This window comes from Paenibacillus sp. MABNR03 (assembly GCF_050455445.1).
In the GTDB taxonomy this organism is placed as follows: domain Bacteria; phylum Bacillota; class Bacilli; order Paenibacillales; family Paenibacillaceae; genus Paenibacillus; species Paenibacillus xylanilyticus.
The window spans coordinates 140,063-164,731 of the sequence record NZ_JBCIYR010000006.1; the positions used below are offsets into that span (position 1 = coordinate 140,063).

22 protein-coding genes are annotated in these 24,669 nt (G+C 49.4%); 15 read left to right on the forward strand and 7 right to left on the reverse strand.

Annotated elements, in window-relative coordinates:
• The first annotated feature begins 45 nt into the window (after positions 1 to 45).
• The 5 genes from AAIH57_RS24875 (at position 46) to AAIH57_RS24895 (ending at position 4,705) form a co-directional block, all read left to right on the forward strand.
• Positions 46 to 729: a response regulator transcription factor gene (locus AAIH57_RS24875; RefSeq protein ID WP_430023397.1), complete on the forward strand. Its 684-nt coding sequence runs from the start codon at positions 46 to 48 to the stop codon at positions 727 to 729.
• Positions 726 to 2,237 (forward strand): histidine kinase dimerization/phospho-acceptor domain-containing protein, encoded by a 1,512-nt coding sequence (locus AAIH57_RS24880; protein ID WP_430023398.1) that lies wholly within the window; start codon positions 726 to 728, stop codon positions 2,235 to 2,237. The genes AAIH57_RS24875 and AAIH57_RS24880 overlap by 4 nt, the downstream gene beginning before the upstream one ends.
• A 104-nt stretch (positions 2,238 to 2,341) precedes the next feature.
• Complete coding sequence (locus tag AAIH57_RS24885; protein WP_175395813.1) at positions 2,342 to 3,256, forward strand: ABC transporter ATP-binding protein; 915 nt, start codon at positions 2,342 to 2,344, stop codon at positions 3,254 to 3,256.
• Positions 3,253 to 3,969 (forward strand): ABC transporter permease, encoded by a 717-nt coding sequence (locus AAIH57_RS24890; protein WP_175395812.1) that lies wholly within the window; start codon positions 3,253 to 3,255, stop codon positions 3,967 to 3,969. The genes AAIH57_RS24885 and AAIH57_RS24890 overlap by 4 nt, the downstream gene beginning before the upstream one ends.
• Positions 3,959 to 4,705: an ABC transporter permease gene (locus AAIH57_RS24895; protein WP_430023400.1), complete on the forward strand. Its 747-nt coding sequence runs from the start codon at positions 3,959 to 3,961 to the stop codon at positions 4,703 to 4,705. The genes AAIH57_RS24890 and AAIH57_RS24895 overlap by 11 nt, the downstream gene beginning before the upstream one ends.
• Positions 4,706 to 4,797: 92 nt before the next feature.
• Here the strand turns inward: AAIH57_RS24895 and AAIH57_RS24900 are convergent, their stop codons facing one another.
• The gene (locus AAIH57_RS24900) at positions 4,798 to 5,358 is read right to left on the reverse strand and encodes an acyltransferase (RefSeq protein WP_175395810.1); all 561 of its coding nucleotides are present in this window, start codon (positions 5,356 to 5,358) and stop codon (positions 4,798 to 4,800) included.
• A gap of 404 nt (positions 5,359 to 5,762) precedes the next feature.
• On the opposite strand from AAIH57_RS24900, the gene AAIH57_RS24905 reads away from it, so the two are divergent.
• On the forward strand, positions 5,763 to 8,471 hold the full coding sequence (locus AAIH57_RS24905) for a PAS domain S-box protein (protein ID WP_430023401.1): 2,709 nt from the start codon (positions 5,763 to 5,765) through the stop codon (positions 8,469 to 8,471).
• 126 nt (positions 8,472 to 8,597) lie between these two features.
• Here AAIH57_RS24905 and AAIH57_RS24910 read toward each other — a convergent pair whose 3' ends face one another.
• Positions 8,598 to 9,551, reverse strand: coding sequence for an L-lactate dehydrogenase (locus AAIH57_RS24910; RefSeq protein WP_175395808.1), 954 nt, complete (start codon positions 9,549 to 9,551; stop codon positions 8,598 to 8,600).
• 497 nt (positions 9,552 to 10,048) lie between these two features.
• Between AAIH57_RS24910 and AAIH57_RS24915 the strand changes: the two genes are divergently transcribed.
• The 4 genes from AAIH57_RS24915 (at position 10,049) to AAIH57_RS24930 (ending at position 14,217) form a co-directional block, all read left to right on the forward strand.
• Entirely contained in the window at positions 10,049 to 10,702 is a 654-nt protein-coding gene (locus AAIH57_RS24915) for a hypothetical protein (protein WP_175395807.1), read from the forward strand.
• Between the two features lie 105 nt (positions 10,703 to 10,807).
• Positions 10,808 to 11,707 (forward strand): serine/threonine protein kinase, encoded by a 900-nt coding sequence (locus AAIH57_RS24920; protein WP_430023402.1) that lies wholly within the window; start codon positions 10,808 to 10,810, stop codon positions 11,705 to 11,707.
• 475 nt (positions 11,708 to 12,182) lie between these two features.
• On the forward strand, positions 12,183 to 12,932 hold the full coding sequence (gene map / locus AAIH57_RS24925) for a type I methionyl aminopeptidase (protein WP_175395805.1): 750 nt from the start codon (positions 12,183 to 12,185) through the stop codon (positions 12,930 to 12,932).
• 271 nt (positions 12,933 to 13,203) lie between these two features.
• A complete protein-coding gene (locus AAIH57_RS24930; protein ID WP_413037085.1) occupies positions 13,204 to 14,217 on the forward strand; it encodes an NADP-dependent oxidoreductase in 1,014 nt (337 codons plus the stop codon).
• A 112-nt stretch (positions 14,218 to 14,329) separates the two neighbouring features.
• Here the strand turns inward: AAIH57_RS24930 and AAIH57_RS24935 are convergent, their stop codons facing one another.
• Positions 14,330 to 14,815 (reverse strand): CcdC family protein, encoded by a 486-nt coding sequence (locus AAIH57_RS24935; protein WP_175395803.1) that lies wholly within the window; start codon positions 14,813 to 14,815, stop codon positions 14,330 to 14,332.
• Positions 14,816 to 15,101: 286 nt separating this feature from the next.
• Between AAIH57_RS24935 and AAIH57_RS24940 the strand changes: the two genes are divergently transcribed.
• The gene (locus AAIH57_RS24940) at positions 15,102 to 16,235 is read left to right on the forward strand and encodes a hypothetical protein (RefSeq protein ID WP_430023403.1); all 1,134 of its coding nucleotides are present in this window, start codon (positions 15,102 to 15,104) and stop codon (positions 16,233 to 16,235) included.
• A gap of 88 nt (positions 16,236 to 16,323) precedes the next feature.
• On the opposite strand, the gene AAIH57_RS24945 is transcribed toward AAIH57_RS24940, so the two are convergent.
• The gene (locus AAIH57_RS24945; protein WP_430023404.1) at positions 16,324 to 16,896 is read right to left on the reverse strand and encodes a TetR/AcrR family transcriptional regulator; all 573 of its coding nucleotides are present in this window, start codon (positions 16,894 to 16,896) and stop codon (positions 16,324 to 16,326) included.
• The gene (locus AAIH57_RS24950) at positions 16,893 to 17,624 is read right to left on the reverse strand and encodes an MBL fold metallo-hydrolase (RefSeq protein ID WP_430023405.1); all 732 of its coding nucleotides are present in this window, start codon (positions 17,622 to 17,624) and stop codon (positions 16,893 to 16,895) included. The genes AAIH57_RS24945 and AAIH57_RS24950 overlap by 4 nt, the downstream gene beginning before the upstream one ends.
• Positions 17,625 to 18,044: 420 nt before the next feature.
• Between AAIH57_RS24950 and AAIH57_RS24955 the strand changes: the two genes are divergently transcribed.
• Positions 18,045 to 18,503 (forward strand): Rrf2 family transcriptional regulator, encoded by a 459-nt coding sequence (locus tag AAIH57_RS24955; protein ID WP_175395799.1) that lies wholly within the window; start codon positions 18,045 to 18,047, stop codon positions 18,501 to 18,503.
• Between the two features lie 213 nt (positions 18,504 to 18,716).
• Positions 18,717 to 19,343 (forward strand): nitroreductase family protein, encoded by a 627-nt coding sequence (locus tag AAIH57_RS24960; protein WP_175395798.1) that lies wholly within the window; start codon positions 18,717 to 18,719, stop codon positions 19,341 to 19,343.
• 151 nt (positions 19,344 to 19,494) lie between these two features.
• Here AAIH57_RS24960 and AAIH57_RS24965 read toward each other — a convergent pair whose 3' ends face one another.
• Both AAIH57_RS24965 and AAIH57_RS24970 read right to left on the reverse strand, forming a co-directional pair.
• The gene (locus AAIH57_RS24965) at positions 19,495 to 20,178 is read right to left on the reverse strand and encodes an S-layer homology domain-containing protein (RefSeq protein WP_430023406.1); all 684 of its coding nucleotides are present in this window, start codon (positions 20,176 to 20,178) and stop codon (positions 19,495 to 19,497) included.
• A 139-nt stretch (positions 20,179 to 20,317) separates the two neighbouring features.
• A complete protein-coding gene (locus AAIH57_RS24970; protein WP_430023407.1) occupies positions 20,318 to 21,352 on the reverse strand; it encodes an AraC family transcriptional regulator in 1,035 nt (344 codons plus the stop codon).
• 85 nt (positions 21,353 to 21,437) lie between these two features.
• Between AAIH57_RS24970 and AAIH57_RS24975 the strand changes: the two genes are divergently transcribed.
• Positions 21,438 to 22,493, forward strand: a complete 1,056-nt coding sequence (locus AAIH57_RS24975; RefSeq protein ID WP_430023408.1) for a lactonase family protein — start codon at positions 21,438 to 21,440, stop codon at positions 22,491 to 22,493.
• Positions 22,494 to 22,813: 320 nt separating this feature from the next.
• Complete coding sequence (locus AAIH57_RS24980) at positions 22,814 to 24,622, forward strand: rhamnogalacturonan lyase (RefSeq protein WP_430023491.1); 1,809 nt, start codon at positions 22,814 to 22,816, stop codon at positions 24,620 to 24,622.
• Positions 24,623 to 24,669 lie beyond the last annotated feature (47 nt).

The following is a 24,669-nucleotide window of genomic DNA, read 5'->3' on the forward strand; positions in this document are numbered from 1 at the left end:
ATATATAATTAACCAAAAGGGTGCAGAAAGGAAACGAATTTACGCATGAAAACAAAACTGCTATACATTGAGGACGATACGGAAATCGCGACATGGGTCAGAGCCGACCTGGAGGAGCGTGGTTATGAGGTCGTATGGCTGGGAAGTGGAGAAGGTGCTGCTGAAGCTGCCGGGGACTGCTCGCTGATCATTTTGGATGTCATGCTGCCAGGGCTGGATGGATTTACGGTGGGGCAGCGGCTAAAAAAGGAACATCCTTCAGTGCCGATCGTCATGCTCTCGGCCAGAACGTCTATTGATGACAAGCTGCACGGGCTTGATTTTGCCGATGATTATGTAACCAAGCCTTTTCACCCCGATGAACTCGCTGCGCGAATTGAAGTTCAGCTGCGAAAGGCAGGGACTACGGTTTCCTCGGATGCTGCTCTGAAACTGGATCACCTGTCCATCTATGAGAAGGACAATCGGATCGTGAATGAGGAGACGGGGGAGGAGATCATTTTATCGGGAAAACAGTTTCACATCTTCGCGTACCTGCTCAGGCATATGGGCATGATCCGTACGAAAGAGCAGATTTATGAGGCGGTCTGGAATGAGCCCTATCTCGATGGAGACAAAACATTAATGGTACATATTCGCCACCTGCGCGAAAAGCTTGAACTTGATCCAGCGAATCCGTCAGTGATTCAAACCGTGCGCGGGGTTGGATACCGTGTGAAGAAACCATGATCGGGCGGTTCAAAGAGAAGGGGAAACGGAAAAGTCAGAGGGAACGGAAGGAGCCTGAAAAGCGTAAGCTTCGATTTGGTCGCTCGCTCATGTCCCGTTATATGATTCTGATTTTATGTGCCATTTTGTTTGTTCCCGTCGTTCTTCCAATCACATCCATCATTTATGTGGTGGTGGTGAACAATACGAGCAAAGGCAGTCAGGCTCCCTACGGTGATGTTACCCATATAACCAATCTCTGGTCGAAAGAATCGATGAAGCTGGATGAGGCAGCGCCTGCCCAGATCGATAAACGCATGAAGCAGTTACAAGCCAAATATCCCAAATCATCAATGTACCGGGTGAACGAAAAAGGGGAGACCGCGTTTATCCTCGGGGGTGAAGGTGTGGAAGTATCTGAATCTCCGGTGAATGGAACGACAATGACTATATTGAAATGGACGCTGAATAATCAGAAGAAGGAAGAAACTCGAATTCCTGCAGTATGGGACGTAGCCCACACCTTGCAATTCATGAAGGAGGCCAACTACCGTGATCCGCTGACTGTTGTTTCATTTATAGGTGGAGGGGATCAGAACAAGGGAAAAGGCTTCATGGTGATTGAAGTACCGCGATATTTACTGCAAAAGCCTCAAAGCAACTGGCCGATGGAACTCCTGTATCTCGGGTTGGTTATGACCATCATTTTTCTGGTATTTATTGTGATGTCGATCCTGTTCTTTGCACGGATTCGCAAACGGCTTATCCGTCTGCAGACAGCCATGATTACTCCAGGCAAGGAAGGTATTCCGCTTCCTGTCGATATCCGGAGATCGGACGAGATTGGTCAGTTGGAGGATTCATTCAACCAGATGGTGTATCAGCTGACAGACAGCCGTCTCAGGGAACGCGAGGAGGAACAGTTCCGAAAACGTCTCATTGCAGGGCTGTCTCACGACTTGCGCACGCCTCTAACGGTCATCCGTGGACACATGCATGCCCTGAACAAGGAAGCGCTCAGCGATAAGGGCAGCAGCTCATTGGCACGCATGGAAGCCAAGATGGATGATCTAAGTGGACTTATTGATAACATGTTATCGTACAATCTGCTTGCAAGCGGAAAGTATACCCTGAAACTGGAGGAGAAGGATGTCCTTCGAATCGTTAGGGAAACGGCCGCGGCATGGTACCCCGTATGGGAGAAGGAACAGTTTGATATCGATATTGACCTGCCGGATGAACCGCTGATCTGGCGGGTCGATGAACAGGGCATGCGTCGTATTCTGGATAACCTGTTACAGAACGTGATCCGGTATGCGGGGGATGGGAAGTACATCGGCATATCCACAGAACGAATTCAGGAAAGAACAGCCTTGGTGATTCGAGATAAAGGGCCTGGGATGCAGCATGAAATAGGGGCAAAAGGTACAGGTCTTGGGCTGTCCATTGTAGATCTGCTCGTCCGCGAGATGGGGCTGCGCAAGAAGGTGGACAGCTCGCCGGAGGGCGTCCGGATATTTATCTACTGACTCGAATAGGTGGGGTGGAAACCACGATTTAAACTAAACTTAAACTTCGGATCACTTTAGATTTAACCTTGGGCGGTTACGATGATATCCGAGGTGATCAAACAGTGAGTGATAACATTATTCAAACGGCTAACTTATGGAAAACATATCGGGATCGTGCAGCGGTTCGCGAATTGGATCTGCATATTAAGAAAGGGGATATCTACGGTTTCCTGGGGCCTAACGGTGCGGGTAAAACAACAACCATCCGCATGCTGCTGGGCTTGATCAAACCGACAAAAGGCGTCATTCGTGTCTTCGATAAAGACATTCGGAAGGATCGCATGGATATCCTGCGCCGGGTCGGTTCGCTCGTGGAGTACCCGTCCTACTACGGTCATCTGAATGCGGTGGAGAATCTGGAAGCCTTGCGCCGGATCCTGGGCGTGCCGAAATCAAGAATTGCCGAGGTGCTGTCCATTGTCGATCTGACAAGGGATGCGAAGCGCTCGGTGAAAGGATATTCGCTCGGCATGAAGCAGAGGCTGGGGATTGCAAGTGCTCTGCTGGGCGAACCGGAACTGCTGATTTTGGATGAGCCTACGAATGGGCTGGATCCAGCGGGGATTCAGGAGATTCGGGAGTTAATTAAACGCATGCCGCTGGAACATGGTATTACGGTGCTGGTATCCAGTCACTTGCTCAGTGAAGTGGAGCAGATGGCCAGCCGGGTTGGCATTATTCGTGAAGGTAAGATGGTGCTTCAGGACACAATTGCCAATCTGCATAGCCAAACAGGTAGTTCTATTCGATTGACCGTCTCTGAGCCAGAAGAAGCCATGAAGCTGGCGAGAGAGCAGGGGCAATTCGGTCAGCGGCAGGGGTCTGAACTTACATTCCCGTACATGGACAACAGTGCGATAGCGCTGCTGGTGCGCAGGCTGGTTGAGCAGGATCACGCCATTTACCGGGTGGAGGAGCACCGTCAGTCGCTCGAAGACCTCTTCATGCGGGTGATTGGTGAGGGGGCAATGGTATGACGGGACGTGCACTATCGTCAGACTGGCTCAAAATTCGTGGCAAAGGTATCTGGTTTCTTGTTTTTCTTGCCCCCATTGGACTTACGTTAATGCAGGCGCTGAATTTTGGATTGCGTCTGGATTATCTAAAAGGGGTATTTGGCGATGACATGTGGAACGGGCTTTTGGAAAATGTGGTTGTTTTTGTGCCGCTTTCATTGATGCTGGGCGCAACAATCCTGAGCTCCATGATTGCGAATATTGAGCATGAGCAGGGTTCTTGGAAGCAGCTTCTGGCCATGCCGATTCCGAGACCGGCGGTATATCTGGCCAAATTCCTTTTGGCTTGTGTGCTGCTTGTCATCTCTTGTCTGCTCCTAACAGCCGGAATCGTCATTCTGGGTCTGGTGTTCGGCTTCGACGCGGGAGAAATCCCGTGGGGACAGGCAATCAAGCTGGGGCTGCTTCCACTGGCTGGAGCACTCCCCGTATTGTCGATAGAGCTGTGGCTCACCATGATTGCCAAAAATCAGGCGCTTCCGGTTACCCTTGGTATTGTGCTTGCCATCACAGGGATGTTCTCTCTTAGTCTCTCGCCAAGCTTCCCGCTCGCATGGGCGCAGATGGCATGGAATGGACCGAATCCATTCATGTATGCAGGGATGGGGTTAGCTGCGGGAATCCTGATTATGCTCCTTGGAATGATGCATTTCAGCCGGAAGGATGTGGCCTAGGGTGAACTTTACTACGGCGTATTTCCGAATCCTGTCTGCTGAACGGCTGAAAATGGGCAAGTCTCCGGTATGGCTCCTGATTCTGCTGAGTCCATTATTGGCCCTGCTGATTGGGCTGCTCAGTGAGCCATCAGGTCAATGGGAAGTGCTGATGAGCACGATGGTCTTTTTGCATGGAATGCTGCTCATGCCAATCCTGACCGGCGTATTCACCTCGTTTGTCTGTCGCTTTGAACATGCAGGCGGGGGATGGAAGCAAATGTTGGTACTGCCACTCACCCGCACAGGTGTTTATGCAGGAAAGTTAACCATCGTCCTTTTGCTTTTGGTGGGAACTCAAGTGTTGCTGCTGGGATCCATACTGCTTGCCGGATGGATTCAGGGCTTAACGGAGCCTGTGCCGTGGGCATTTATAGGAGGCAAATTGCTGCTTGGTTTGTTCGCCTGTCTGCCTCTTGCTGCACTGCAAATGTTTGTTTCCCTGATATGGAGCAGCTTCGCTGCACCACTGGCTTTGAATTTTGCCTTAACCGTGCCCAATATACTGATTGTGAACTCGGCTACGTTCGGCCCCTTTTATCCGTGGGCTCAGCCGATGCTGCTAATGACACCGACGGAAGGCGGAGGGTTCGGAGCCTATAACGTTCCACTTGGTACACTCCTTACTGTCGTTGGAGGGAGCGCAGTGGTCTTCATTTTAATTGGAGTTCTCTACTTCAGAAAAAAAGAAATATAAAGATTCCTATATGCCATTCTAATTCTCGTTAGAATTAATACCCCCGCAGCCACCATCCGAGTATATATTCGTGTGGCCGCGGGGGATTTATTTCATCTTCTGACCCAGCCATCATGAATGGTGAGTTCTCGAACAACCTTCGCTGGCGTTCCTGCAACCAACGTATTCTCAGGTACATCTTTGGTAACCGTACTCCCCGCGGCGACCACTGCATTCTTTCCGATGATAACGCCAGGAAGAATTAATGATCCGGTTCCGATCCAAGCGTTGTCGTGAATGACAATTTTTTTGGCCATATTGCTTCCATCATCAAGGGAGTCAATCCGATGGTAGGCACTATCAAATATGCTCGTTCGTGGTCCGATCATCACGTTATTGCCAATGGTGATCTCAATATTGGCTGCAATTCCCACGCCGGCATTAATCACAACGTCATCCCCTATGATTAACCGTGCCCCTTTAACAACAGTTAGCTGCGTCCCCCAGGGTTTTCCGATGATATTGAGTCGTTTGCCCACATGGAGATCACCGAATTTATTTAAATACACCTTGCCTCTTATACGTGGCAATAATCCAAGCGATGGCTGAATTTTTCCAAACAAAGCCATTCCCCGAACCTTCCCGTAAGCAACTTTAACTCTGTTCGGCAGCATGATCTCCATCCTCTCCATATCTAGCAACGTCCTGTTGAATTCAGCAATGAGATAGGTTTCGTATACCTGTACAGGCACGTCCTTTGTGTATCGATTATAGCCTATTTGATACAAAATGTATCTGAGACATTGTAACTAATATCCATATTTTCAAAGCCGATTTGCATACAGCGACTTTCATAGCAATTTGCTTTAATTAAAAAAATGAAAATTCCATCATTTTCAAATGGGAATATTACAATTTTAGTGTGAGATTGTAAGCAAGATTAATCTGGAATCTGGTAAAATAAAAAAAGCTGTTTCTTGTTAGCCTTACATGGTTATTCGTGGGTAGACACTTAATACTAAAAATGCCTAGTGGCATTGTTAGAAGAAGAATAAGGCTGAGAAAAGAGGGGTAAGCCTTGAATACTAATAAAACGGAAACCCTGAAACGGATTATTTCTGAGGGAAGTTCTTACCAATCATTATTTTTCAATCATCCGGATGCCATATATGTAATGGACATTCATGGAAATTATATTGATGCCAATCCATCAGTAGAGCGGATATCAGGGTATACACTGGATGACTTGATTCGTATGAACCCCAATCAGATCTGTCCACCTGACAGTGAACATTCGAGGCAGGAATATATTAACGAGGTTATTACTGGGCGTTCAGTAAGCAACACTCTATCGTTTTATCATAAAAGTGGTTCGGTACGACAGGCGGAAATAACCTACGTGCCTATAACAGCTGGAGCAGAGGTCGTAGGAATCTACGGCATAGCCAAAGATGTGACAGAGATCGTGGCAGTGAAGCGGAAACTCCAGGAAACGCAAGAAAAGTATCAGGTGCTTGCGGATCACGCCCAGGACCTGATAACGACTAGCTCATTGGAAGGCGAGCTGTTGTACGTTTCTCCTTCAGTGTACTCTTTGCTGGGATATCAGCCGGAGGAAGTGACAGGCAAGTTTTTCAAGGATTATTGTTATCCCGGAGATTACCCTGATCCGTTGGAGCTATCGGAGATTGGCAATGGCTGCAAAATGCGTGTCCTGCACAAGAAAGGCCACTATGTCTGGATGGAGACTTTGGCGAAGCCTGTCGCTGGAGCGAAGGGCAGAGGCGTCCAGATTGTAAGCATAAGTCGGGATATTACCCAGCACAAGGATGCGGACAGACGTTTGAGAGAGAGTCGACAGCGCTACAAATCCCTGTTCGAACATAATCCGGCTGCGGTCTATTCATTGAATCTTGAAGGTAAATATAGTGCGGTGAACCGCAATTTGGTCAAATTGCTGAACATCCCTCGCAATAAGCTGATCGGACAGTCCTTTCTGTCCAATCTGGATTCTTGTGAGGTAGGGCGTGGCGAAACCTACTTTGAGCTGGTGAAGCAGGGCAAACCGCAGCATTATGAAACGCGAATTGTGAATGCCATGGGGAAGAAGTTTGACGCTTCCATCATTAATGTACCCATTATTGTCGATCAGGAATTGGTTGGCGTGTACGGGATATTATCTGATATAACCGAACGCAAGGAGTATATGGAGCGTATTCAGGAACTCAGCAAGCAGCATGCATTGATTCTGAATTCTGTTACAGAAGGCATATACGGACTGGATGCGGAAGGGACCACCATGTTTATGAATCCGGCGGCTGCATCCATGTTTGGTTACGAAGTGGAGGAGTTCCTCGGCAAAAATGCCCATCCCATCATCCACCACTCCCGTGCTGATGGAAGCTATTTTCCAAAAGAAGAGTGTCCAATTCACATGACTGTAATGGATGGACAGCGCCGCTCCGTGAAGGAGGATGTGTTCTGGCGTAAGGACGGCAGCAGCTTTTTGGTGAAATATCAGGTTACACCGATTATTGATCAGGAGCAAATACAGGGTGTAGTCATTGTCTTCAATGATGTAACAGATGAACGTGAAATTGTACGTGCCAAGGAAACAGCCGAGCTCGCAGCGCAGGCCAAGTCGGAATTTTTATCGATGGTGAGTCACGAGATTCGTACACCGATGAACGGAATTGTTGGCATGACCGAACTCCTGATCGGAACGGATCTGTCGGAAGAACAGCGGGAATATGCCCAGATTATCCAAGAGAGTGGAGACGCGCTGCTGAATATTCTGAATGATATTCTGGATTTCAGCAAACTGGAGTCCGGTAAGATGGCTCTTGCTTATGAACCGTTTTCTCTCCGCAAGATGCTGGAACAGGTTGCAGAGCTGTTCAAGGTTCGAGCAGAAGAGAAACAGTTGCAGATCAGGTACCGTCTGAATCCCAATATTCCGGAATTCATGTTGGGTGATGCGATGCGTATCCGTCAGATTCTGGTTAATCTGGTCAGTAACGCCCTCAAGTTTACGGACCAGGGCAGTATTGATGTCAATGTGGATATCGTTAAGGGCAGAAAGCCTGAAGATAGCGTACTGGATTTTGCGGTGAAAGACACGGGGGTCGGAATACCTGCGGACAAGCTGGATCAGTTGTTCCAATCCTTCTCTCAACTGCATCCGGTGATTAACCGCAAATATGGAGGCACAGGGCTGGGTCTTGTGATCTCGAAACGGCTTGTGGAGATTATGGGCGGAAGTATCAGTGTGGAGAGTGAGGACGGAAAAGGATCAACCTTCCGTTTTGCTGTGCCTGCCACAAGTGTGGATGATGCTGCCGAAGACACAGCACGTCAATTCTCCCATGACCGCACTCGCCAGAGCGACAAGGTCGCGATGCGTATTCTGGTAGCCGAGGATCATCCGGTGAACCGGAAAATCTTGACCGAGTACCTTGAAAAGCTTGGATATGAAGCTGATGTTTGTACCAATGGGGTTGAAGCCATTGAAGCCATCTCGCAGAATGCCTATGATATTGTGCTTATGGATATTCACATGCCTGTTATGGACGGGATTAAGGCGACCGATCTTGTACACCGGCTCATTCCACAGGACCGTATTCCTGCAATTATTGCCGTGACAGGTAATGCCAAACGGGAGGACAAGGAAGCTTGTCTCGAAATTGGGATGCGGGATTTCATCAGCAAACCGGTGATGCTCAGTGAATTGAAGCGGGTGCTTCAGCAGTGGGGGCCAGCAGATCAGCCTCAGCTCGCACCGAATTAATGATATAGCATCCAGTACAACAACCGAACAGGCCAGTGAAGTCTCCGAGCAGGAGGCCGCTGGCCTGTTTGGTTTATCAAGATTATCCGATTTAAGAATATTTCATAAAAAGGTCGAAGGGAAGCATTATGCCAAAGTCAGTCGATTAATATTGCCGGATAATATCGCACAGGAACGCTCGAATTTCTCAAGCTCGGACGAATCCAGATTCAACTCAATGATCTCCTGAATGCCATTCCCTCCTATAATCGCCGGAACACCGGCACAGACGTTGCTTTGGCCATACTCTCCCTCCAGAATAGCCGAGACAGCAATGATTTTGTGTTCATCATTAAGGATGGAACGTGTAATGTGAGCCAGTGCATTCCCGATTCCGAATTGGGTGGAACCTTTGCGGGTGAAAATCTCCCATCCGGCATCTTTGGTTTTGCGGGCGATATCATCGAGATCCAGATGTTTAAAACGTTCTTTATGCTGTTCCATAATGTGCATAATCGGTTTGCCTCCGATGGTCACATGCGACCAGGCTACAAACTGCGACTCTCCATGCTCCCCGAGCGCATATCCGTGCACGCTGCGTGGATCGATCGAAAACACTTCGGATAACAGCGTTTTGAGCCGGGAGGAATCAATGGAGGTCCCCGTACCAATGACATGTTCGCGCGGAAGCCCGGACAGCTTCCATACCATATAAGTTACTATGTCAACCGGATTGGCAGCGACGACAAAAATACCGCGGAATCCGCTCTCCATGATAGGGAAAACAATGTCCTTGGCAATCGATTCAGCTTCCTCCAGAATATCCAGCCGTGTCTGACCCGGTTTGGGATTCGCCCCTGCAGTCAGGACAATGACATCCATGTTTCCGCAATCTGCATAAGTACCCGCGTATACTTTGGTACGATTATGTGTGAAATCCATGCAATGCGAGAAGTCCAGCGCTTGCGCAACGGCGCGGTCATACGTCCGATCGACCATCATGATTTCCCTGCATATGGACTGATTAATCATGGAATACGCACAACTTGAGCCTACAAGACCCGCCCCGATGACCGCTACTTTACCTGATTTGCCTAACACTGTCGTTCAGCCCCCATATCCACTTGTTTTTCATCCGTACTTCAAACATATGTCAAGTATAGTCCTTTAATTTATGCCAAAATCCGTATTTACGTTACATAAGATAACACATGGAAAAGCTGTACAGCAATGATATCCTCTATCGCGGGAGCGTATTGGAGTAATGGAGTTAACAAAATTGACATGAATAATGTATTTTCAAGAAAACGACGGCGTTTGCATCAGCACGATTCGACCTGACATCATTCCTCCTGCTTGTCGGATCAAGGGGGATTTTTACGAATAAGAGACCTGACAAAAGTTCTTATGAATCCGCACAAACAGAACAAAACCGTCAAAGGGATCTCTGCATGAGCCGACGAATACCTATTGGCAAGCTAATCAAAATGCAATTTGGTCCATGAGACAGGTTGACCCGATCCGATGACAGTTCCAGAAAGGAACGCTGAAGCCACTATTTTTGAATCCAAAAGACTTCATTCCGGGAGGGAATAATAATGATTGAAGAAGCAGGAGCAACGACGGAAACGGCCAAGAGCCTGGGCATAGGAGCCAGTACTCTTCGTAAATATGCGGCAGCACTGGAAGAGCAGGGGTATCGATTCGAGCGTTCCGCCAACAAATCCAGATTGTTCAGATCAGACGATATTGAGTGCATTGAACGGTTAATGACAGAGCTCAGGGAGCATAACCTGCCGCTTGCGGATGCCGTGGTGACCGTTTTGTCACCAGAGGTGCCCGTAAGCGCGGAAGGGATTTCTTCGGAGAAGGAATGTGCGGCAGCCGCGATACCTGCCATGTTCCCTGAAGGAACAGAGCCAGCCGCCAGTCTCAGGTCCTATGAGGGTCTGGGCCAGCTTGTAAATGAAGTGACCTACGGTGCCGTTGAGCCAAAAGAGGATCGGGTGCAAATACTGCAGCAGCGAGTGGATGAGCTGGAGTTAACACTGCAGCAACTTGCTGATACCCATACGGCCCTGCAGGACCAGATCGAGAAGCAGCGTCTATGGATGAACGAGAAGCTGGAAGAGGAGCGGGATCGTGAACTGGTGACCAATTTGCGCAGTTTCCAGGGCCGAAAGCGCAAACCAAAAGGAACTTCGCTGCGGATGCTGTTTGGCTTGCTGCCCAAGAAGCACAAGGAAGCGTGAAAAGAAGAAGGGGTCTGTCGTGATTTCGCGCAGGCAGCCTGATATAATAAGCTCCATATCACAACAGGAAAACGGGCTGCTTGATCTGCTGTGTGGGCATATGGAATGCCGCATGGAGTTCGGGATGCCGGTGTGGGAGGACATGTGGAGCTGCAACGAAGTTGGCAAAGGTTACTTGGTCTGTGGACAGACCGTCCCCGGCGGGAGGGCTCATTGATCCTGGAACGATACAGGATACAAGAGCTGCTTGGCATGGGGAGCTATGGACTCACCTATCTATGTGTAGACGAGCAGAACGGCAAGGAAGTGGCATTAAAAGAATCAAAACCCAGCAAAGGCAGACTTTCCGCCCGATTGCTGGATCGGGAAGCGGACGTGATGAACCGGATGAATCACCCGGCAATTCCGAAGCTGCTGCATGCATTTAAATATAAGGGAAGAAGCTGCATCGTTACAGAATACATCCGCGGTGAGACGCTGGAACAGTGTATATTTGAGCAGGGCCTCAAGTATACAGAGCAGGAATGTCTGGCACTTGCTATCCAATTGCTGGCACCACTAGTCCATGTTCACGAGCAGGGATATATTCACGGGGATGTGCGCATTCCGAACGTTATTTTGCGTGAGGGGCAGATACATTTAATTGACTTTGGCCTGGCGCGGCGTATGGGGGAGCCGTTGCTGCCTGAGCTGAAGCGCAGGATGCGGGAACTGCCCGAGCCCGAAGATGAGCCTGCCTCACCTGATCAGGATTTGCAGGATCTGGGTCATTTTCTTCTGTTTATGCTGTACTCGGCATATGAGCCAGAGAAGGGCAAGGCACCTGCAAGTTGGCAGGAGGAGCTGGAGCTTACGCCTGAACTGCGCCATATGCTGGAGAGACTGCTGGGGCTTCGCCCAGGATACACAGCGGGTGCGCCTGAATTACAGGTGGAAGTGAAGCGCGTATTGGATTCCTATTCAAGTGAAAAGGGTACACAAATAGGGGATGTTCTGCTGCCGTGAGATTCGGCTGGCTGAACATCCCCTATTTGCATATATACTCATTGCAGCACCATATTAGCTGGAGCTGTATTTTCTGCTTTTGTAATACCCCGAGCCGTGGCGGTTATCCCGGTATTTCATATCTGAAGATGAATAGCGTTTATATCCGCGCTTCCCTGAGGAACTGCTGTAACGTTTATAGGAGCGTCTGTCCGAGGAGCTATAGCGCCTTCGGTGTGATGAAGATTTGGAATCAAGGAGTTTGCCAATTATTTTTTTGAACATGCATGATCACCCTTTCGTCTTCCGTTTTAAGCATATACGCAGCCTGAGAGAGGAGGGTTTCGAGTTTTTTATGGAAAGTGGTATTCATTGTACATATGGTTGGCGTATAATAGGATGTTGATGGTTTGCGGGGTACACGAATTTTTTATTTTGAGCGTTTCGCGCTACAATAGAAGACAGGATAAGATTATAACGGACAGGAGAAGTTGTAATGATTACGTTAAAAACCAAAGAGCAGATCCAGAATATGAAAAAGGCGGGCGAAATTCTCGCTGCGTGCCATAAAGAAATTGCGAAAATGATCCGTCCAGGGATCACCACCCAGGAGATCGATCAGTTCGCAGAAGCTTTTATGAAGAAACATGGTGCAACACCGGAGCAAAAAGGGTACAACGGGTACCAATATGCGACATGTGCGTCTGTAAATGACGTGATTTGCCACGGTTTTCCGGGAAAATATGTACTGAAGGACGGCGATATCGTCACGATTGACATGGTGGTGAACTTGAATGGCTGGCTGGCCGATTCCGCGTGGTCTTATGCGGTGGGACAAGTGACACCGGAAGCCCAGCATCTGCTGGATGTCACAAAAACGTCCCTTTACAAAGGCATTGAGCTTGCCGTAGTCGGCAACCGGATCGGTGATATTTCCAATGCCATTCAGACGTATGCTGAAGGAGAAGGCTTGTCTGTCGTACGGGAGTTTATCGGTCACGGTATTGGTGAAAAAATGCATGAAGAGCCGCAAGTTCCTCACTATGGCCCACCGCATCGTGGTCCCCGCCTCAAGGAAGGCATGGTGATTACCATTGAGCCGATGCTGAACATCGGAACGTTCCGCAGCAAGCTGGATGCCGATGGCTGGACCGCACGTACACAGGATGGAAGCCTGTCTGCTCAATACGAACACACCATTGCCATTACGGCAGATGGTCCTGTGATTTTGACTGCACAGGAGTAGTGATTCATTCGTCGATCGTGGCAATAAAATGATATTTGATGTTTTCAAGGCGGCCCACGTTTGTGATCCGCCTGTTTCGGTTTAAACTATTAAGAGTCAGCATTTAGCACTGTGTGATAACGGGAGCTTCGGGGAATATTGAATTCCTGAAGAACAGCCCGAACCCGCGGGCGAGCTTCATGCTTGAAGAGATAACATATTGTGCTGGTGGTATAACATATATGATGATAGAGGTTATATTCAGGCCACTGGCAACAAGGAGGTCATTAAGTTGTCTGAAAATGAACAGATTGTACTTGCATCACGTCCGGAAGGTGCACCATCCCGAGACAATTTCAAATTCATTCACACTCCGCTCCCTGAACCGGAAGCAGGTCAGGTTCTGGTGCGTACACTATATTTGTCGGTTGACCCTTATATGCGTGGCCGTATGAAAGACACCAAGTCTTATGCACCTCCATATGCGCTGAATGAAGTCATCAAAGGCGGGGCCATCGGACAAGTGGTAGACTCCTCGGAACCCAATTTGCGCAAAGGTGATTTTGTCTCAGGCATGTGGGGCTGGCAGCGGTATGCAGCAGTCAACACGGGAGATCTCTCCCTTATTGATACGGAGGAGGCGCCCCTTACAGCATACCTCGGTGCGCTTGGCCTGACGGGGTTAACGGCCTATTTTGGCATGGAGGATATCGGCAAACCGAAGGATGGCGAAACGGTAGTGGTGTCAGGCGCAGCGGGAGCTGTAGGCATGATTGCCGGTCAGATCGGCAAGATCGTAGGTGCAAGAGTGGTCGGCATTGCAGGTTCTGATGAAAAATGTGCATATTTAAAAGAAAAGCTCGGATTCGATGTCGTCCTAAACTACAAGCGGGAGAACGATATGTCTGCAGCCATTGAACGGGTGTGTCCAGACGGTGTAGATGTCTATTTCGACAACGTTGGCGGAGATATTTCAGATGCTGTGCTCAGACATATCAATCGGAATGCACGCATTCCGCTGTGCGGGCAGATTTCGTCCTATAATCTGGAGAAGCCGGACATCGGCATGAGACCACAGACATTGCTGCTGACCAACACAGCGTTAATGAAGGGTTTCTTGCTTGGTGACTATGCGAAATCCTTCAAGGAAGGACGTGCTAAACTGGCGAAATGGATGAAGGAAGGCCTCATTCAGTACGAGGAGAACATTGTAGAAGGATTCGAACAGACTCCGGAAGCCTTTATGGGCCTGTTCTCGGGGGATAATCTAGGTAAACAGCTGGTGAAAGTTGCAGATCCCGAGTAAAGTCGCATTATTTATGCATGCCAGGCAAACAGGTTCATGTAAACAATAACAAAAGACACGTCTCGCATTAGCACATGCTGAGAACGTGTCTTTTTTAATGATTCAGTCACAATCAAGACGCTGTGGCAACGACTTCCTTATAGTGTTTGTACATATATACCCGCCAGCGCACAATCATGCCGAAGGCCAAAAGGAAGAACAATCCACCTGTCTGCGGAATGGTGATGTACTGCTGAATGACCTCATGCAGGATCAGACGTACTGCCAGCAAGCCGAGCAAAATAAAGGCGAAACTGCGGGATCGGGTGGCGAATATCTCTTCGTTTATCTTTTCAAACCGGGTACTGCGAATGAGAGGATAAGAGAAGAGAAACCAACCAACCAGCAATGCAATGAATGCCCAAAGCAGCGGAACATGGGTCTCTGGTACAACAAACATCAGGAATCCGGTACTCATGCCCAGCGGCGGAATAAGTATTTTTCGAATGGTTACCGGCCGGTGACTGGCCTTCATACGAATGAAAATGGCAAGCAATGCCATGACAAGCATACCCAGGGTTGCGCCGATCTGAAGGTAATACGGACTGATTTGAGCCACGAAAGTATCCCTCTTTCTGGAATAATATATGATCCGGCTATTCGGATGATCAAACGAATCTCAGAATTTGTTGTTTCTATTATATCACAAACCAATAAAGCCGATAGAATGCATAGTGCATAATTTGCACGAACTCATCATAACGTGATTAGCACCATTTGATTATTGAAAATTTGTACTATTTTGTCCACTGCAGGTTCATTTATGCAAGCAAGGGCAAATCAGGTAAACCATGGACTATACGAATGCATGAAGAGAGCGAGACACCCTGGGAGGAAGACACAGCATGAAAAGAAACCACAGGCCATTAACCTTATGGTTGCTGGCTTGTCTGACAGTGATATCGGTGGCTCTGGCTGTTCCCTGGATCTGGTGGCAGTCTCAAGCCCCGGTGCTGCTGAACATCATGATTATCGACAAAACGAGTCCGAAAGCACCTTATCCGGGATATAAAGGCTTGGTATGGCTGCTGAATCAGCAGAAAATTGTGCAGAGGACCGGAGAACGGTACTTCTATGACGAAAATAATGACGAGGATAGCACGGTGAATGGTGTTTCTCCTGTAACAGGAACACCCCAGGATGAGATAGCCGAAACGGATCTGATCTACTTGACCTCATCGAGAATCAACCTTGGACCGGATGTTAGTCCCAAACAGTCTAAAAACGAGGGGGATGAAGGGCTAACGATATATGATGCCCATAAAATTCGGGAAGCAGCCGACAGAGGGGTAACGGTTGTTGCGGAATACAATGCACAGTCCCTCTGGACATCCAATAATGTCAGGGAGCAGCTCTACCCCATCCTGGGCTTGAAGAGCAGTGGTTGGCGGGGAAAATATGTATCCAACCTGCAAAGTCGGATTGAAGTGCCTGAACAGGTACGCATTGATTATGAGCGCATTGCGGGACAGGAGTGGCCCTACTACGGACAAGGCATTCTGCTTGTTCATGAAGATGGCCGGGTTATTGTGCTGCGTGGCGGGAAGGATGTACGGTCGGGTGAGCTCAGGCTGTCCTTTACTGAGATAGGCAGACAGTGGAGCGGAATTCATCAGGAGATTCGGTACAGCAGCTGGTTCGATGTCGTTGTGCCGGATCAACCGGATGCTGTACTGGCGAGGTACAAAGTCGATCTGACCGAGGAAGGTCGGCAGAAGCTCGTCAATGCGGGTATCCCGAGTGATTTTCCGGCTATCGTGCGTAATGACATGAATTATCGGGCTTACTATATGACAGGTTCATTCGGAGAGCTGGAGCATTACTCGTTCTGGCGCAGAATCAAGGGGTGGGATGTTATCAAGGGATGGCTTACACCGAATCAGAAAGGAATACCGGATATGTTTTACTGGAAGGTGTATGTGCCTGTTATGAAACAGATTCTGGAGGAGGTTCAAGCCGAAGAACTTGTCTGGCCATAGAGAAAAACCGTTCTGAAGGAACGGTTGGAGGTAAAAAGGGAATGCAGCAATGAGCTGTATTCCCTTTTTTCGTATGATAGTAGGCGGATCAGTCTTGATGCAGATGTTGAAGCCCATGAATGAAGGCTTTAACGGTCAGGCGCAGGCTTTCATGGGGTTCGAAGTCCATGTTGAACCCGCCTTGCGCTTCAATGGATGCGAAGCCATGGCACAGACTTCTTAAACCGCGTACCGCATGCAGGGCTTCGGCTTCGGAGAGCGGGTATGGCTGTAATGCCCGCAACAGAATCTCAAGTGTAGCTGTGCTGGCAGCTGCGAGCTCCGGTTCATCGCGATCCGGAGCGTGGAAGGAGGCTTCGTACAGCCCCGGATGCTGGCGGACAAAGCCGATATAAGCTGCGGCGATGGCCTGAATGGCCTCGTCGCCAGTGTGTTCAGCGGCAGCCGAGGCTAGTGCCTGGCTGAGCTGCTCGACAGACATCAGCGCCAGCTCCTGGCGAAGCCCGGGGAGACCGCTGATGTGGTTGTACAGCGACGGAGAGCGCACATCCAGCCGCTGGGCGAGTGCCGCCAGCGTGAGCGCCTGGAAGCCGTCGCTGTCAGCAAGCTGGGCCGCGGCGCTCAGCAGTGCGCCGCGATCCAGCCCCTGCCGCGGGCTCACAGGTGCCCTCCGGCAGGGCGCAGCCGCTGCTCCGCGTCAGCCGCCGCCGCACGCATGGCGGTCGCGGGCTGGCGCAGCATCCGTCCGTGGCCTACAGCCAGCACGGACGGTTCCAGCTCGGCCAGGCGTTTCGCGCTGGTCAGAGCAAGTTCACGGTTCCACGTCGCCAGCGCGGGGAACGGAAAGAGCGGGCGCACGCGGCCGGACACGGCGAGGCCGCCATGCAGCTGATACGCGTCGCCTGCGATAAGCACGCGGCTGCGCGTATCCATGAAGGCCATGTGCCCTGGCGTATGGCCTGGAGTGGCTATGGCGATCAGGGAGCCGATGCGATCGCCGTCTTCCAGCAGCCGGTCCGGACGGGTGCGGATTCCTTTGGGCACACTGCCGCGTACCGGAGTCTGTGGTTCCCCCGGAAGCAGGGTGGCATCTCCCATGAGCAGCTTGGCATCACGCTTGGAGATGATGACCTCTGCTGAGGGCAAAGCATCCTTAAGGCCATCCAAAGCACCAACATGGTCCCCGTGGGCGTGGGTCAAAATGATTCTGGTGATCGGTTTGCCAATGGATTCGGCGGCAGCCAAAATTCCTTTCAGACTAAACGGCATCCCTGCATCAATAAGGGTTAAACCCTCTTCCTCTTCCTCTTCCACGAGATAAACGTTCACAGGGAAGAGACGAGGAAGGAATGAAATTTGAATAACGTCATGCTCACGGGTTAATCTCATCGAAAAAACCTCCTGAAAACTAATGGTATTAGTAATATAACTAATGGGATTAGTTTTTGCAAGATCTTTGGGAAAATAAAAAAAATTGAGGGAATGCACTTCTTTACAAAAAAAGCGTTTTCAAAATGATGATTACCGATTATAATGATGACGTAAGCCCTTTCATATGTCTATCTTTTTTGGAGCCATTCGCGATTGCGATTGGCTCACTTTTTTGTTCATTTTGAATAGAAACACGAAGGGTTTCGTATAATGACCTTGTTCTTTTCAAGTCCACAAGTACTGATGTAGCAGGGAAATCAGGCTATAGAAGTCCTGAAGAGCAGAAGTTGACAAACATAACTGTTATTCCTATAATAACAGTTGAACTTACCTTGGTTGAAGCACATCGGTGATTGCTGCCGGGAAAGGGAGTAAGTGATGAACAGTGAATTTACCATTGCCGTCCATTGTCTTGTCTTTCTGTCCATGAAGGATGAATGCATGGCGAACAGTGAAGACTTGTCCCAGAGTGTGGGTACACATCCGGCGAGAGTACGCAAGGTCCTTAGTGTGCTGCGGAAGAATGGTTATCTGACCACGAAGGAAGGCGCTCACGGCGGATACTTGCTCAGTCGGCCGAGCGATGAGATTAAGCTTGGGGAACTGTACCGATTGGTTGCAGGCGGCTCGCTTGGCCCCAATTGGTGTTCCGGAGAGTCGGGCTCCAATTGTATCGTCTCCTCTAACATGCAGGATGTCATGGGGAGCATTTACGATGGCGGTGAGGAAGCGCTGACTTCCTATTTCGACAGTATATCGATTGAGGATGTGAAGCATCGTATCGGAGATGGGGGAGCATGCTCTTCGTCCAAGAATGAATTGTCGTCGAACGGTTAATTGGCATGGACGTTGTCCCGGTGAAATGAGATTCATGGATGTTTCAGAAGATTCCGGGCATAACGTGAACACAGATGGGTGCGATCGTCTGCGCTGATGTTATTTTCGGAAGGTGGGTACCTCGTAGAGATCACTTGATATGGCCTTGCGAACATAAAATGAAATCATAGGAATGGCAAGATATAATAAAAAAACATTTGGGGAGTGGAATGAATGTCCAGTATTGAAAACAATGAAACACTGCGCGTGATTAACGAACGTCATTCAGTCAAGAAATACGAAGCCGGTTTTGTTATGCCAGAGGAGGATCTCACAGCAATCCTGACTGCAGCTTCCGAAGCGCCGTCGGCATGGAACCTGCAGCACTGGAAATTCCTCGTGATTGAATCCGAGGCGGATAAGGCAAAATTGCTGCCAATCGCCTATGGCCAAAGTCAAATCACAGACAGCTCCGTTACGATCGCCGTACTCGGAGACCTCGAAGCCAATCGCAATGCCGTGATCTATGATCAGGCTGTCGAAGCAGGCCACTTAAAGCCTGAAATTCGCGACGCATTGGTTGGCCAAATCAACGGTGCTTATCAAAGCCCGCAAATAGCTCGTGATGAAGCCATCCGCAACGCTTCTTTTGCTTCGCAAAACATTATGCTGGCTGCACGTTCCCTTGGCTATGATACATGCCCAATGGGTGGTTATAACCCGCAGCAACTGATCGAAACATTCAACATTCCTGCACGCTACATACCTACATTGTTAATCACGGTAGGTAAAGCAGCACAACCAGCTCGTCCGGCGGGTCGTTTCCCGTTGTCTGACGTAGTGGTTAGAGGCTCTTTCTAAAAAGAATAATCTTGTATTCGTCTAAGGTATAGACTTAATATAAACAGCCGCATGTTCCTTCGGGGAGCATGCGGCTGTTTGCTATGGAAGGCGAGGAAGGGTTTCATGGCTCAGGCGAGCAATCTTCAATGCTTTCCGTTGACTTTATGTTCTACTTTTCAGGTGTTTCCGGGATCTTCGGTGCGTTAAAATTTTCCATATACTCAATGGCGTTGTACATCATGACCGCAGCTTCTGCACGGGTAATGGTTTTCTTCGGATTGAAGCTGCCGTCCGCATCGAGCGTATTGATTTTTAGTACCAAAGAACGCTGAATGGCGCCCTGATATTCAGGAGTAAGCTCCTGTTCATCTGTAATATCCACCGGTTTGATGTTAATCATCGGCAGACCGCCTTTGGCTTCAATGCCCTGCATCAGGAAGAGGGTGAATTGTTCACGCGTCAGTTCCTTGGCTGGATCAATGTCCTCAGCCATTTGAATTCCATTATACTGGGCACGAACGAAGGCATCACTGTACCATACGCCGTCCTTGACGTTGCTGAAGGTATCACTCGGGAGCGGCTGTTTGACAAAACGGATTGCATCCAGGTTCAGATCGAGTCCATCTGCAATAAGCTGTACTCCTTGCGCGGTATTTAATTGCTGTTCCGGCTTGAACAAGCTTTGGCTCACTCCCTTGATCAATCCGTCCTGATGCAGGGCTTCTATTTTGTCGCCCCCCGCAATACCCTGAATGTCAGTAAATCCAGCTTGAGCAGCGCTAATCGGGCCAGCACTCAGAGAGAGAGTGAGCAGTGCTCCGGCAGTTAAAGTGGCTATCATATTTTTGTTCATGTTGGAGTCGCCTCACTTTTCCAGGGGATTTCCCTTTGTATAAAAGCTATTTGCCCCTATAGACGACCCCTATCTTCAAAAGGTTGCTTCAATTTTCCAATGAATTTAGATTGAATCTCAGGTAACAGGGGCTGCCGATCTAACCTTTGGTTTTGTTGCGATATTCTGTGGGCGAACGTCCCATCATTTTGCTGAACAAGCGAGAGAAATAGTAGGGATCCTTGAACCCCAGCTCCGAACTGATTTGTTTAACGGTCCAATCGGTAAAATCAAGATAACGGCAGGAATGCTGGATTTTGAGTCGCAGAAAATAATCGATGGGTGAATGTCCGGTTGCCTGTTTGAACAACTGTGAATAATGGGGTGCCGATAATTGGGCCTGTGCGGCAAGCTCTTTCAAAGTCACTGCGCGCTCCAGGTGCTCCAGCATATACTGGACAGACTGTTCTGCCGCCCGTTTGCTGCTGACCATGATGACACCTGTGCTCTGACCATAGGCCAGCATTCCGAGCATATAGCCCATAATCTGTGAGGCATATGTCATGGCTTGCAGGGAGTACCCGGTTTCCAGTGCATCATAACATTCATGGAACAGCTCCAGCCATTTGGGGGCCTTGGAAGGGGGGATGGCCGAAATTTTGCTCGACATCAGCGGTTCGATGTATGTGAGCGCGTGTTCACCGCGCAGATGAATCCAATAGATGCTCCAGGGTTCAGCCGCATTAGCCCCGTATACATGGGGCATATGTGCAGGCAATATAACCAGGTCACCTGCATGTACAACATGGGGTTTGCTGCCATCTAATTCGTACCATCCGGTTCCTTGAACGCAATACATCAGAATATGGGAGGCACATCCTTCAGGCCGATCCCGGTAGTGGTGATCCGCTTCATGAAAATATCCGATATCGGTAACATACAGCCCTGAAGTGACAGGGTACCTTGCGGCTTCTGCAAGTAGAGGATCAGGCAGTACAAGGAGTTTTTGCATAGGGAATCCAACGGATTTGCGCAGTGTGGTTGTTCGCTTGTAAGGTCTCATACTTGTATTATGGTGAGGGAGGATGGGCGAGTCAATGACTGATATGCAAGCGTTCACAAAATCATCATGGTATTCATGGTGCAGCGTATAATCGAGTGAAGCAGAAGCCGATGAATTGGGTAAGTACATCATAGTGAAGCGGACAATCTAGAGTGTGCGTCGAATCATGAAGCAAGATAGACATAGAATTATATGAGATGAAGGAGAGATGAGAGATATGGAAGCAACAGTAACCAATGAAACATTTTTCTATACAGGAACTTATGCGTCAGCGGATCAACCAGGTATCGTTCTGTGTGCGCTGGATGCAGATACAGGCGAGATGAGGATCGTCAGTCACACAGAGGGTGTGGACAATCCATCGTATCTCGCATTATGTCCGGATGCTAACTGCTTGTACGCCGCGAGTGAGACCGATGAGGGAGAGGTATTGGTATATCGCAGGGATGCGGCAACGAGTGAACTGCATCTGATGGATCGCAAGCTGACCAAAGGGGCTTCTCCCTGCTATGTATCGGTCACGAATGATGGTAAATGGGTTCTGACTTCGAACTACAGCAGCGGAAGTGTGAACGTCTTCCCGGTAGGGGATCAAGGAACGCTTGAAGAGATGAGCGCACTCGTTGAACATACCGGTAGAGGGAAGAATGATGATCGTCAGGAAGGACCTCATGCTCATTCCATACAGCCGGACCCGTCCGGACAGTATGCCGTCGTATGTGACCTTGGTCTGGATCAGATCATCGTTTACCGGATGGAAGAAGGACGTCTGGTGACACACCGTGAGACGAATCAGCCTCCTGGTTCCGGCCCGAGACATTTGGTTTTCCATCCAAGCGGGAAGTGGGCATATGTCGTTAACGAGCTGAACAACACGGTTTCCGCATTCATGTATGATGAGCGGAGAGGCGAGTTCAATACGCTGCAGCATATCTCCACACTGCCTGAAGGGCATTCGGGAGAAGGAACGGCTGCAGATATTCGGGTATCCCCTTGTGGCCGCTTCCTGTATGCTTCGAACCGCGGCGATGACAGTATCGTGCTGTATCATATAGATCAGGAATCCGGGAAATTGGAAGCCGTGGAGTGGACTTCGACGATCGGTCAGACACCTCGTAACTTCAATTTGCTGCCAGGTGGCATCCTGCTCGTGGCGAATCAGGATAGCAACAACATTGTTGCGTTCCAGATCAATGAGGAAGATGGGCGTCTGACGCACAATGGATTCAAGCTTGAAGTGTCCCGTCCGGTATGTATTACCCCTGTGGTATAAACACAGCATGGAAGATTAGTTTGATATGAAAAGGATTAACCTCTAGGTCATGCATGGATCCGATTCCTGCATGGCCTTGCCATTTTTTAAATGGAAACATCCTAAAGGAATTTCTGATCTGTATTTTAAAATTACTAATTTAGACCTATAGATGGGATTATATGTTTAATTTAAAATAAATGTATTAAAGCGCTTACATAAAGATGACGCTAATGGGACAACGGGCTTACCAATCTATTTGGGGAGGCTTCTATTCTATGTTAAATCGATCATGGAGACGTGCCTTACGGACTGCGGGAATATCCCTGCTGAGCTCAGCGATGTTGATTACTTCGTTTGGGTTGGGTAATGCCCCTGTAACTCAGGCGGCGGGTACGCGTCAGATGGAGTTTCTGGACCGTGGGGTGGTTGCGGTGAAGACGGGCACAGGTGTATTTGTCAGTTGGCGTCTTCTGGGTACGGAAGGATCCAACGTTTCGTTCAATGTGTATAGGGATGGAACCAAAGTAAACGCATCACCCGTAACCAACAGCACGAATCTTCAGGATGCAAGCGGGACAAGCAGTTCCAAATATACGGTTCGAGCCGTAGTAAACGGAACCGAACAAGCTGCTTCGGCGGCAGCCAGCGTTTGGGGTAACAACTACCTGTCTGTACCCCTCAGTGTACCGGTTGGAGGGACTACACCGGATGGAGTAGCGTACACGTATAGCGCCAATGATGCCAGTGCAGGCGATCTCGACGGAGACGGTGAGTATGAATTGATCGTGAAGTGGGACCCTTCCAACGCCAAGGATAATTCCCAGAGCGGCTATACCGGGGAAGTATTTATCGATGCCTATAAATTGAACGGGACACGCTTATGGCGGATCAGTCTCGGCAAAAATATCCGCGCTGGTGCTCATTACACCCAGTTCATGGTGTATGACCTGGATGGAGACGGTAAAGCCGAGGTGGCGATGAAAACGGCTGATGGCAGCAAGGATGGTACGGGCGCGGTTATCGGCGATGCCAGCAAGGATTACCGCAACTCAAGCGGTTATGTTTTATCCGGGCCCGAGTTCCTGACCATCTTCAATGGTCAGACGGGTAAAGCCCTCTCCACGGTGAACTATGAACCGGCGCGTGGAAATGTTTCCGATTGGGGAGACAATTATGGCAACCGGGTAGATCGTTTTCTTGCAGCGATTGCCTATTTGGATGGAGAACGTCCAAGTCTGGTTATGGCACGTGGATATTACACGCGTACGGTGCTCGTCGCCTACAACTGGCGGAACGGGCAGCTGACGAAGCAGTGGACATTTGATTCCAACACGTCCGGGAACTCGGGTTATGCCGGGCAGGGCAACCATAATCTGAGTGTGGCAGACGTGGATGGCGATGGCAAAGATGAGATCATTTACGGTGCAATGGCAGTGGATGATAACGGAAAGGGATTATACACGACAGGACTCAAACATGGGGACGCGATGCATCTGAGTGATCTGGACCCGGATCGTGCGGGGCTTGAAGTATTCCAGGTCCATGAGACACCATCCAATGCGGGAGTTGAATTCCGTGATGCACGTACAGGGCAGCTGATCTGGGGCATACCAACAACGAAGGATATCGGACGCGGCATGGCAGCGGATATTGATCCAAGGTACAAAGGTGCCGAAGTTTGGGCAGACGGCGGATTGTATACGGCCAAAGGACAGAAGATTGGGACAACCTTGCCTTCATCCACGAATTTTGGCATCTGGTGGGATGGGGATCTGCTGCGGGAGCTGCTGGACAGCAACCGAATCGACAAATGGGACTATGCGAACAGTAAAACCGTTAATCTGCTGACGGCCTCAGGTGTTTCCTCCAATAATGGAACGAAGTCTACACCGAATCTGCAGGCTGACCTGTTCGGGGATTGGAGAGAGGAAGTGGTTTGGCGTACTAATGATAGCTCTGCTCTGCGGATCTACACCACAACGGCGGTTACGGATAAACGCATCTACACCCTGATGCATGACCCGGTGTACCGGCTGGGTATTGCTTGGCAAAATGTGGCATACAACCAACCGCCGCACACTGGTTTTTATTTGGGAGAGGGCATGAGTACACCTCCGGCACCCAATATTCATTATGCAGGCAGATAGGAGAAAAGAGTGATCCATGGCAGGCACGGAAGGGCAGGGCAGGTAGC

Excerpts from the sequence above, each read along its gene's own strand:
- AAIH57_RS24975 (WP_430023408.1), top strand. The coding sequence starts at position 21,438 with ATGGAAGCAACAGTAACCAATGAAACATTTTTCTATACAGGAACTTAT.
- AAIH57_RS24950 (WP_430023405.1), bottom strand. The coding sequence starts at position 17,624 with ATGAGATTAACCCGTGAGCATGACGTTATTCAAATTTCATTCCTTCCT.
- AAIH57_RS24895 (WP_430023400.1), top strand. The coding sequence starts at position 3,959 with ATGTGGCCTAGGGTGAACTTTACTACGGCGTATTTCCGAATCCTGTCT.
- AAIH57_RS24920 (WP_430023402.1), top strand. The coding sequence starts at position 10,808 with ATGCCGCATGGAGTTCGGGATGCCGGTGTGGGAGGACATGTGGAGCTG.
- AAIH57_RS24955 (WP_175395799.1), top strand. The coding sequence starts at position 18,045 with ATGAACAGTGAATTTACCATTGCCGTCCATTGTCTTGTCTTTCTGTCC.
- AAIH57_RS24915 (WP_175395807.1), top strand. The coding sequence starts at position 10,049 with ATGATTGAAGAAGCAGGAGCAACGACGGAAACGGCCAAGAGCCTGGGC.
- AAIH57_RS24940 (WP_430023403.1), top strand. The coding sequence starts at position 15,102 with ATGAAAAGAAACCACAGGCCATTAACCTTATGGTTGCTGGCTTGTCTG.
- AAIH57_RS24965 (WP_430023406.1), bottom strand. The coding sequence starts at position 20,178 with ATGAACAAAAATATGATAGCCACTTTAACTGCCGGAGCACTGCTCACT.
- AAIH57_RS24980 (WP_430023491.1), top strand. The coding sequence starts at position 22,814 with ATGTTGATTACTTCGTTTGGGTTGGGTAATGCCCCTGTAACTCAGGCG.
- AAIH57_RS24900 (WP_175395810.1), bottom strand. The coding sequence starts at position 5,358 with ATGCTGCCGAACAGAGTTAAAGTTGCTTACGGGAAGGTTCGGGGAATG.
- AAIH57_RS24960 (WP_175395798.1), top strand. The coding sequence starts at position 18,717 with ATGTCCAGTATTGAAAACAATGAAACACTGCGCGTGATTAACGAACGT.
- map (WP_175395805.1), top strand. The coding sequence starts at position 12,183 with ATGATTACGTTAAAAACCAAAGAGCAGATCCAGAATATGAAAAAGGCG.
- AAIH57_RS24970 (WP_430023407.1), bottom strand. The coding sequence starts at position 21,352 with ATGATGTACTTACCCAATTCATCGGCTTCTGCTTCACTCGATTATACG.
- AAIH57_RS24890 (WP_175395812.1), top strand. The coding sequence starts at position 3,253 with ATGACGGGACGTGCACTATCGTCAGACTGGCTCAAAATTCGTGGCAAA.
- AAIH57_RS24875 (WP_430023397.1), top strand. The coding sequence starts at position 46 with ATGAAAACAAAACTGCTATACATTGAGGACGATACGGAAATCGCGACA.
- AAIH57_RS24880 (WP_430023398.1), top strand. The coding sequence starts at position 726 with ATGATCGGGCGGTTCAAAGAGAAGGGGAAACGGAAAAGTCAGAGGGAA.